Below are 7,983 nucleotides of genomic sequence, written 5' to 3'. Positions count from 1 at the left end.
ATTCCATCCCGCGGCTCCGGCTGCGAGGCAGAGGTTCCAACGATGTTCAATTACAAACGAATGCCGGGGTTCGCCCTGGCGCTGGCCGCGGCTGCGACGTTGTCCGCCTGCGGCTCCACGCACCTGAGCAGGATCGACGACGGCCAGACGCAGCAGCCCGTGTGGCCTGCGGTCGAGAAGGCGCGTCCGATCGTCGAGTCCACGGTGTTCCCGCAGGTCGAAGCGCTTCGCAAGATCGACGTGGGTACGCCCAAGCTCGAGGTGTACCGCCTGATCGGCCATCCGATGTACCGCGAGGGCATCGCCGGCGTGCACGAGTGGGACTACGTGTTCAAGTTCCCGCTCGCCGAGCAGCCCGGCCAGTACATGACATGCCAGTACAAGGTGCTGTTCGACGACCGGATGCTGGCCCGCCAGACGTTCTGGAATCCGGCCGGTTGCGCGGGTGTCGTCGGCCCGGTGCAGGCGGTGCAGCCGGCGCAGCCGGATGCTCCGGCGCGCGTGGTCGCGGCGACCGAAGTGTCGGCGGATTTCCTGTTCGACTTCGACAGCGGAACGCTCGCCCCGGGCGCGACGCAGGCCATCGACAGCAAGGTCATGGAAGTGCTCGACAAGGCCGAACGCGTGGAAGCGTTGCGCGTGATCGGCTTCACCGACCGCCTCGGTAGCGAGGCCTACAACCAGCAGCTTTCGCTGAAGCGCGCGGAAGCGGTGAAGGCGTACCTCGTGTCGCGCGGCGTGCCGGGCGAGGCGATCCTCACGTCCGGCCGTGGTGCAGCCGAGCCGGTCGTGAACTGCCCGGGTGCGAAGAGCCCGTCGGTGGTCGCGTGCCTCAAGCCGAATCGTCGTGTTCGCATCGAGGTGGTGGCGCGCTGAGTAGCACCTGTGAGGCCGACGCTTGCTGCGTTGGCGTCGCGAATTCTCGTCGTGAGTGGAAGACGCCCCGTCATGCGGGGCGTTTTCTTTTCTGGATGCCGTTGAAGGAAGGGCACGGCGGATTCCAGCTTTCGTTGGAAGGACGGTTGGCTTGTTTCGACGCGGTGTTGTTCGCCGACAGGGGGGGGTGCCCATGCGTTGCGGGCCTGGGTCCCGGCTTTCGCCGGGATGACGAACTACAGCATTTGCCGGATGTCGGGGGAGAGCATCGCTTAAGCCCCTCTCCCGGCGGGAGAGGGGTTGGGGTGAGGGGCGGTGCGTGCGGTGCGCTCGCCTTCGCGGTGCGCTAATGCTCCGCGCTTTAGGCAGTCGCGCGTCGAGGCAACAGCAAGATGGATTCCAGCTTTCGCTGGAATGACGGTGGGGTGGTTCGTCGGCGACAGCGTGCCCATGGGATACGGGCCTGGGTCCCGGCTTTCGCCGGGATGACGGCTTCGGAGGCACGTTTCCCGCTCTTCCTAATACCGAATCCCGAATCGATCAGCAATCAGCAATCCCAAATCACCAATCACGAATCACGAATCACGAATCACGAATCACGAATCACGAATCACGAATCACACGAGTCACGACCCCCAAAAGCAGAACGCCCCGCACGAAGCGGGGCGTCTGCATCAAGGCGAAGTCTCGACGTAAAGAAACGCCTTACGCCTCGACCTCGTCATCCTTGTACGCATCGACCGGGATGCACGCGCACATGACGTTCTTGTCGCCGTAGACGTTGTCCACGCGCGCGACCGGCGGCCAGTACTTCTGCAGGCGCAGGCTCGGCAGCGGGAACGCGGCCAGCTCGCGCGGGTACGCGTGCGTCCACTCGCTCGCCGACACGGCGGTCGCGGTGTGCGGCGCGTTCTTGAGCGGGTTGTCCTCGCGATCGAGCTTGCCTTCTTCCACAGCGCGGATCTCGTCGCGGATCTGGATCATCGCGTCGATGAAGCGGTCGAGTTCATGCAGCGACTCGGACTCGGTCGGCTCGACCATCAGCGTCCCGGCGACCGGGAAGCTTAGCGTCGGCGCGTGGAAGCCGAAGTCGATCAGGCGCTTGGCGACGTCCTCGGCCGATACGCCGGTCGAATCCTTCAGTGGGCGCAGGTCGAGGATGCACTCGTGCGCGACCAGGTCGTTGCGGCCGGTGTAGAGCGTCTCGTAGTGCGGGGCGAGTCGGCGGGCGATGTAGTTCGCGTTGAGCAGCGCGACCTGCGTCGCACGGCGCAGGCCGGCGGCGCCCATCATCGTCACGTACATCCAGCTGATCGGCAGGATCGAGGCCGAACCGAAGCTCGCCGCCGACACCATGCCCACGTCGCCGTTGCCGACGCCGTCCGTCTTCACGCCATCGGCGTTGAGCGCACCGGGCAGGAACGGCGCCAGGTGCGACTTCACCGCGCACGGGCCAACGCCCGGGCCGCCGCCGCCGTGCGGGATGCAGAAGGTCTTGTGCAGGTTGAGGTGCGAAACGTCCGAACCCCACTTGCCCGGCTTGGCGACGCCGACGAGGGCATTCATGTTGGCGCCGTCGGTGTACACCTGGCCGCCGTGCTTGTGGATGATCTCGCAGATCTCGACGACCTCTTCCTCGAACACGCCGTGCGTGGACGGGTAGGTCATCATGATCGCGGCCAGGCGATCGCTGTACTTCTCGGCGTTGCGGCGGATGTCCTCGACATCGACGTTGCCGTTGCCGTCGGTCTTGGTCACCACGACCTGCATGCCGCACATCTGTGCGGAGGCCGGGTTGGTGCCGTGCGCCGAATCCGGGATCAGGCAGATGTCGCGATGCGCTTCGCCGCGCGAGCGGTGGTAGGCGCGAATCGCCAGGAGGCCGGCGTATTCGCCCTGCGCGCCGGAGTTCGGCTGCAGGCTGACGGCGTCGTAGCCGGTGCATTCGACCAGCATCGCTTCCAGTTCGCCGATGAGCCGCTGGTAGCCGGCGGCCTGCGCGCCCGGGGCGAGCGGATGCAGGTTGCCGAACTCCGGCCACGTCACCGGGATCATCTCGGCCGTGGCGTTGAGCTTCATCGTGCACGAACCCAGCGGGATCATCGTGCGATCCATCGCCAGGTCCTTGTCGGCCAGCGAGCGCATGTAGCGCAGCAGCTCGTGCTCGCTGTGGTGCGTGTTGAACACCGGGTGCGTCAGGAACGCGCTGGTGCGCAGCAGGCCGTTCGGCAGCGCGTCCTCCACGATCGCGTCCAGCGCATCGACGTCGACCTTCGCGCCGAACAGCGCGGCGAGCGCGACGACGTCCGCACGCGTGGTCGTTTCGTCCAGCGAAATGCCGAGGCTGCGCCCGTCGATGCGGCGCAGGTTGATGCGGGCATCAACGGCCTTGGCGTGGATCGCGTCGGCATCGACGTCGACCACGTGCAGCGTGTCGAAGAAGTCCGGGCCGACGGTGATGCCGGCGTTGCGCAGCGCGGTGGCGAGGATCGACGCCAGGCGGTGGGTGCGGCGCGCGATCCGCTGCAGGCCGTCCGGGCCGTGGTAGACGGCGTACATCGACGCCATCACGGCCAGCAGCACCTGCGCGGTGCAGATGTTGGACGTCGCCTTCTCGCGACGGATGTGCTGCTCGCGCGTCTGCAGCGTGAGGCGGTACGCGGCCTTGCCTTCGGCGTCGATCGACACGCCGATCAGGCGACCCGGCATCGAACGCTTGTAGGCATCGCGGCACGCCATGAACGCCGCGTGCGGGCCGCCGAAACCGAACGGCACGCCGAAGCGCTGCGTGTTGCCCACGACGATGTCCGCGCCCCATTCGCCCGGCGCGGCGATCAGCGTCAGCGCGAGCAGGTCGGTCGCCACGGCGACGAGGCCGCCGCGCGCGTGCACGGAGTCGGCGAGCGCCTTGTAGTCGTGGATCTGGCCGAAGGTGTTTGGGTACTGCAGCAGCACGCCGAAGCTGTCGATGCTGGCTGCCTCGTTGTCATCCGCGACGACCAGTTCGATCTCGAGCGGTTCGGCGCGCGTGCGCAGCACTTCCAGCGTCTGCGGGTGCACGCCGTTTGATACGAAGAAGGTGTTGGACTTCGACTTGGCCGAGCGCTTGGCCAGCGTCATCGCCTCGGCCGCCGCGGTGGCTTCGTCGAGCAGGGACGCGTTGGCGATCTCCATGCCCGTCAGTTCGGCGCACATCGTCTGGAAGTTGATGAGCGCTTCCATGCGGCCCTGCGAGATCTCGGCCTGGTACGGCGTGTAGGCCGTGTACCACGCGGGGTTCTCGAGGATGTTGCGCAGGATGACGTTCGGCGTGTGCGTGCCGTAGTAGCCCTGGCCGATGAAGCTTTTGAAGACCTGGTTCTTGTCGGCGATCGCGCGGATCTTGGCGATGGCCTCGACTTCCGTGATCGGCGCCGGAAGGTCCAGCGGCTTCGGGGACTTGATCGACGCCGGGACGATGGCGTCGGTCATCGCATCCAGCGAATCGAACCCGACCACGCCCAGCATCTGCGCGATTTCGGCATCGTTGGGGCCGATGTGGCGTTCGAGGAAGGCGTCGTGGTGCTCGAGGGCGCGCAGGGAGGTCTTCTGGCTCATGTGACGAGGGGCATCCAGGTTTGGCTCGAAAGCCGGGGCGTGCGCGGTCGCGCACGTGGAGTGCCCCTCTGTCCTTTTGCCTGAGAGTTTCAAAGCGCGGGGCGGGGGAGGAGACCCCGCTGGCTTCTTGCCCCTTCGGCGCCGGTTCCGGCCGAATGCATCGGGCGCGGGCGGTCTCTCCAGAGTGTGAGCCGACGGCGGTAATGGGGCCTGAGCGATTCCGGGCGTTTGCGCCTTCGGCAGCGGCTCCGACCTGTTCAGGTTGGGCCGCTTCTCCCACCGTCTGCTGGGTGCGAATCATACCGGTCGCGGGCCGATCCTGCCTGCCGCAGGGGCCGCCCCGGCGCGGGGTTCAGCGCTCGGGCAGGGGGATGAACTCGTCGTCGCCCGGCACGTGCCCGAAGCGGCCGTCGAGCCAGTCCTGCTTGGCCTGCTCGATGCGCTCCTTCGAGCTGGACACGAAGTTCCACCACAAGTGGCGCGGGCCGTCGAGCGGCTCGCCGCCCAACAGCATCGCCTTGACCGGCGTGCGCGCACGCAGCTTCGGCCGCGTGCCTTCGTCGAGCACCACCAGGTGCATCGCGGGGATGTCCGCGCCGTCGAGCTGCGCGTCGCCTTCCAGCACGTAGAGCGCGCGCTGCGCATGGCTGTCGTCGAGCGCGAGTTCGGCGTCGGCGTCCAGGTCGATCGCCACGTACAGCGTGTCCGCATACACGCGCACCGGCGATTCCTCGCCGTAGCCGCGACCGGCCACCACGCGCAGCCAGCTGCCGTCGCGGCGCTGCTGCGGCAGGGTCGCCGCGGGATGGTGGAAGAAGCCCGGGTCGGCCTCCTCCGAACTGCGCGGCAACGCCACCCACGTCTGCATGCCGTGCAGCGGATGTTCGTGCTCGCGCAGCGTGGCGGGCGTGCGTTCGGAATGCGCGATGCCCCGGCCGGCGGTCATCCAGTTCACGTCGCCGGGGTTGATGTCCTGCAGGCTGCCGAGCGTGTCGCGATGGGTGATCGTGCCCGACCACAGGAACGTCACCGTCGCCAGCCCGATGTGCGGGTGCGGGCGCACGTCGATGCCGCGGCCGACTTCGAACACCGCCGGCCCCATGTGGTCGACGAACACGAACGGACCGATCGAGCGCGCCTGGATGCTCGGCACCGCGCGGCGCACCTGGAAGCCGCCGAGGTCGTGCACGCGCGGGGAAACGATGAGGGTCATGGCCGGACTCCGACGTGGGGTCCGGCGAGCGTGTCACATCCTGCGGAAGGCGGCACGTCCCTGGCTGGCACGCACCGTGTCGCTCAGCGGGATGCGTCGTCCACGCGCAGCGTCGCCGGCGGGCGCGGGCCGGGGCCCAGGCCGCGGAGCGTGACGCGCCACGTGCCGATCGCGCGCGGCTGGCCCTGCTCGGACGCCTTGAGCGTCACGTCGAGCACCGCGTCGGGTTTGACGAAACGCACGTGCACGTCCGCATCGCCCGCATGCACGCACTGCACGTCGGGCGGGCAGCGCGAATCGTTGGTCGTATCGACATAGATCAGGCTCGCGCCTTCGGGCAGCGCCATGCGCCGGCCGGGGTGCAGCTGTGCCTCCACGGGCAGCGCGACGTTCGGCACGCTGGCGCAGGCCGTGAGGAGCAGGGCGAACAGGGCGGGCGCGAAACGGACCATCGTCGAATCGGAGTCGGCAGGTGAACGGGACGGCGCGAGTCTAGCCGCTGCGCGCTACGACGCGGTGATCGCCGTCGCGTGAATGAGTCGTTGAAGGGGCCGTCGCTAGAATCCGGGCAGTGCACAACGCCGGATCCCCATGACACGAAAGCTGCGGTGGATCGGCCTGGCCGTGTTCCTGCTGGCGGCGGCCTCGCTGCTGTCGCTCTACAGCTACGGACGCTTCGCCCAGCGTGCGCGCGGGGCGCCGTCGCAGGCGATCGCCGCCACGGCGGTGCAGACGCCGCTGGATCGCGTGATCGCGCCGATGGAGCAGGCGCATCCGGGCCAGGCGGGGCTTTCGCTGATCGCCGACAACCTCGACGCGTTCACCGTGCGCGCGCTGACCGCGCGCGAGGCCGGGCGCAGCCTGGATCTGCAGTACTACATCTGGAAGCCGGACCTCACCGGCAACCTGATCGTGCACGAAGTGCTGCGCGCGGCCGATCGCGGCGTTCGCGTGCGGCTGCTGCTGGACGACCTGAACTCGCACAAGAAGGATTCGGTGCTGGCCGCCCTCGACCGCCATCCGAACATCGAAGTGCGCATGTTCAATCCCTCGCGCGCGCGGCAGTCGTATTTCCTGCGCGGCGTGGAGATGGTGCTGCGGATCTTCAGCCTCAACCGGCGCATGCACAACAAGGCGTGGATCGCCGACGGCCGTGTGGCCGTAGTGGGCGGTCGCAACATCGGCGATGAGTATTTCGGTGCGGCGTCGGAGTCGAACTTCCTCGATGCGGACCTTGCGGTCATCGGCGAGCCGGTGCGCGAAACCTCGCGCATCTTCGACGCGTACTGGAACAGTTCGACCGCGATTCCGCTGTCGGAGCTGGTCGACGCCGACGAGCTGTCGCTGCAGCGGCTGAGGCGCGTGGGCGTGCTCGAGTACCGGTCGAAGGACGCCAAGCCCTACATCGAACAGCTTCGCCGTTCGCCCAGTGTCCAGGCGCTGCTGCACGGCAGTCGCGAACCGCGCTGGACGCCGAACGCGCATGTCTACTCCGATCCGCCCGAGAAAGCCGAAGGCGCGCCGCGTCGCCGGAACTGGCTGATCGATGCGATCACGCCGGCGTTCACCAGCGCCGAGCGCGAGGTGTTCATCAGTTCGCCGTATTTCGTGCCCGGAGACGACGGCGTGGCCGGGCTGCTGCGCATGCGCGATCGCGGCGTGCGCATCGGCATCCTGACCAACTCGCTGGCCGCGACCGACGTCGCCGCGGTGCACGGGGGTTACGCGCCGTACCGCGTGCCGCTGCTGCGCGGAGGCATCGAACTGTACGAACTCAAGGCCCAGGGACCGGGAGGCGGTCGCGCCGGCAGCGGTCTGCTGGGTTCGAAATCGGGCGAGGCGAGCCTCCACACCAAGGCGTTCATGGTCGACGGCGACTGCGGCTTCGTCGGTTCGGTCAACTTCGATCCGCGCTCGATCAACCTCAACACCGAGATGGGCATCCTGTTCACCGACCGCGAGCTCACGCGCGACCTGATGCGCCTGTACGCGTGGAAGATCGGCCGCGAAAACAGCTACCGCCTGTGGCTGGAGAACGGCGAACTCCGCTGGGAAGATGCCGCCGCGAAGCCGCCGCGCACGTGGACGGAAGAACCCGATGCCGACTGGAAGCGCCGCACGATGGCGACCGTGGCGAGATGGCTGCCGGTGGAGTCGCAGTTGTAGTGGCGCAGTTTTCAGCGGTCGCTGCGCTTTGAGCCCCTCTCCCAGCGGGAGAGGGGTTGGGGTGAGGGGTAACGGAGCATGAGGGCTGGAACTCGCAGTGCAGTGAGGCACGGCTGGTTCTACCGTGACGC

General features: G+C 67.8%; 5 protein-coding genes and 2 riboswitches. Of the genes, 2 read left to right on the top strand and 3 right to left on the bottom strand.

Features of this window, described 5'->3' with window-relative positions; genetic code table 11:
- Positions 1–42 precede the first annotated feature (42 nt).
- A complete protein-coding gene (locus ABIE51_RS14350) occupies positions 43–876 on the top strand; it encodes an OmpA family protein (RefSeq protein ID WP_192631218.1) in 834 nt (277 codons plus the stop codon).
- Positions 877–1,581: 705 nt separating this feature from the next.
- Here the strand turns inward: ABIE51_RS14350 and gcvP are convergent.
- From gcvP to ABIE51_RS14335, 3 genes are all read right to left on the bottom strand, one after another.
- Positions 1,582–4,473, bottom strand: coding sequence for an aminomethyl-transferring glycine dehydrogenase (gene gcvP, locus ABIE51_RS14345; protein WP_192631217.1), 2,892 nt, complete (start codon positions 4,471–4,473; stop codon positions 1,582–1,584).
- 64 nt (positions 4,474–4,537) lie between these two features.
- Positions 4,538–4,660, bottom strand: a riboswitch (glycine riboswitch).
- Between the two features lies 1 nt (position 4,661).
- Positions 4,662–4,762, bottom strand: a riboswitch (glycine riboswitch).
- A 63-nt stretch (positions 4,763–4,825) separates the two neighbouring features.
- Positions 4,826–5,686 carry a pirin family protein gene (locus ABIE51_RS14340; RefSeq protein WP_192631216.1) on the bottom strand — a complete coding sequence of 287 codons (861 nt, stop codon included), beginning with the start codon at positions 5,684–5,686 and terminating at the stop codon, positions 4,826–4,828.
- Between the two features lie 83 nt (positions 5,687–5,769).
- Entirely contained in the window at positions 5,770–6,138 is a 369-nt protein-coding gene (locus ABIE51_RS14335) for a YajG family lipoprotein (RefSeq protein ID WP_157030712.1), read from the bottom strand.
- A gap of 139 nt (positions 6,139–6,277) precedes the next feature.
- Here ABIE51_RS14335 and ABIE51_RS14330 point away from each other — a divergent pair, with 139 nt between their 5' ends.
- Positions 6,278–7,852: a phospholipase D family protein gene (locus ABIE51_RS14330; protein WP_192631215.1), complete on the top strand. Its 1,575-nt coding sequence runs from the start codon at positions 6,278–6,280 to the stop codon at positions 7,850–7,852.
- Positions 7,853–7,983: the final 131 nt, after the last annotated feature.

The sequence above is a fragment of the Lysobacter sp. OAE881 genome (assembly GCF_040546665.1).
In the GTDB taxonomy this organism is placed as follows: Bacteria; Pseudomonadota; Gammaproteobacteria; order Xanthomonadales; family Xanthomonadaceae; genus Lysobacter_J; species Lysobacter_J soli.
Note: the sequence above shows the minus strand (reverse complement) of the source record. Positions and strands in the feature narration are given on the sequence as shown.

What these genes read in the sequence shown, in the direction of transcription:
- ABIE51_RS14350 (WP_192631218.1), top strand. Translation starts at nt 43, where the DNA reads ATGTTCAATTACAAACGAATGCCGGGGTTCGCCCTGGCGCTGGCCGCG.
- gcvP (WP_192631217.1), bottom strand. Translation starts at nt 4,473, where the DNA reads ATGAGCCAGAAGACCTCCCTGCGCGCCCTCGAGCACCACGACGCCTTC.
- ABIE51_RS14340 (WP_192631216.1), bottom strand. Translation starts at nt 5,686, where the DNA reads ATGACCCTCATCGTTTCCCCGCGCGTGCACGACCTCGGCGGCTTCCAG.
- ABIE51_RS14335 (WP_157030712.1), bottom strand. Translation starts at nt 6,138, where the DNA reads ATGGTCCGTTTCGCGCCCGCCCTGTTCGCCCTGCTCCTCACGGCCTGC.
- ABIE51_RS14330 (WP_192631215.1), top strand. Translation starts at nt 6,278, where the DNA reads ATGACACGAAAGCTGCGGTGGATCGGCCTGGCCGTGTTCCTGCTGGCG.